The following is a 1,021-nucleotide window of genomic DNA, read 5'->3' as shown; positions in this document are numbered from 1 at the left end:
CGTCCTTCAGGGCGGGGAAGACGTTAAGAAGGTAGCCTTGGTAATGAGGAGGGAGATTAAAGATTTGAAATCTAACGGGCAAGAACAGGTGCCATTTTCATTAGCAACATGAAAGATCAGTTGGAGTTTTACAGAGCGGCGGCGTGGAAGCAGACACGCAGTCAGACGTGGTAGGGCACAAACGTTGGTAGACGTGGTGTTTGCGATAGCTGACAGACTTTCCGAAAGTCAGTTAGTGCAATGTGTTCATGCGGGTTCGAATCCCGCCACACCTAGCCGGAGTAGCGCCCGGCCCGCTCTGTAAAGTTCCAACACATGGACGTCCGTGAAAAGAAAATTTGTTCGTTGGTGGCAAAGGCTACAAACACCTCAGCTCAAAACCTTATTAAGAAGGGCACGACTATGAACAACGCTCGGCGTAAAGAAATCCAAATCCTCTGTGAGAAGCTAACCGAAATTCTAGCAGGAATTTCAGCAACTAAAGATGAAGAGAAAGAATATTACAACAATATAGCCAAAGCCCTTCAAGACGGTAAAAATGGTAAAGAGTCAGAATGCGCGATTAACTATCTGGACGGGGCGGAGCAGGCACTTGAAGAGACCATATCTCGACTTGAAGGCGCTGCCGGATAATATTCATCAGAAAGGCCCGGATATGGACGTTATCGAGGTTCGCGGCGGCGTTAACAAAGGCCAAGCTCTTCGCTTTAAAAACAAGGGGTTTATTGGTGGCTATATCAACCATCGGGCTTTTGAGGTCGGTATTGAAGTTTTCAAACACGTAGACGACAGCAATGGTTTTGCCATCTATCTCGGACCGTTTTGCATTCTTGTTGGCTGGTTCAAAAAATAGGAAAGTAGAGGCTCTGATCCAGAAGCGCGGCAAACCTCTTCCTTTGGGGGCAAGAGCGCAGCAAGGTATCAATATTTACTCCGATGCTCTTCAATGTATTGCCTGACAATCTCAACAGGCGCCCCACAAGAGCCTCCTAAACAAGACGGCGACCAAAGAACGCCCTTT

Annotated in this window: 2 protein-coding genes and 1 pseudogene; 2 read left to right on the top strand and 1 reads right to left on the bottom strand. The window is 47.6% G+C overall.

What is annotated here, in order from left to right; all coding sequences use genetic code 11:
- Positions 1 to 315 precede the first annotated feature (315 nt).
- Positions 316 to 633 carry a hypothetical protein gene (locus tag E1297_RS01490; RefSeq protein ID WP_155132995.1) on the top strand — a complete coding sequence of 106 codons (318 nt, stop codon included), beginning with the start codon at positions 316 to 318 and terminating at the stop codon, positions 631 to 633.
- Positions 614 to 853 (top strand): hypothetical protein, encoded by a 240-nt coding sequence (locus E1297_RS01485; protein ID WP_155132992.1) that lies wholly within the window; start codon positions 614 to 616, stop codon positions 851 to 853. The genes E1297_RS01490 and E1297_RS01485 overlap by 20 nt, the downstream gene beginning before the upstream one ends.
- Before the next feature lie 68 nt (positions 854 to 921).
- Here E1297_RS01485 and E1297_RS50090 read toward each other — a convergent pair.
- Positions 922 to 1,021, bottom strand: a pseudogene (locus E1297_RS50090) (IS200/IS605 family transposase); the annotation flags it as partial.

This window comes from Roseibium sp. RKSG952 (assembly GCF_009711355.1).
This window is presented reverse-complemented; position numbering and strand designations above follow the sequence as displayed.

Coding starts and splice junctions, on each gene's coding strand:
- E1297_RS01490 (WP_155132995.1), top strand. CDS start 316: ATGGACGTCCGTGAAAAGAAAATTTGTTCGTTGGTGGCAAAGGCTACA.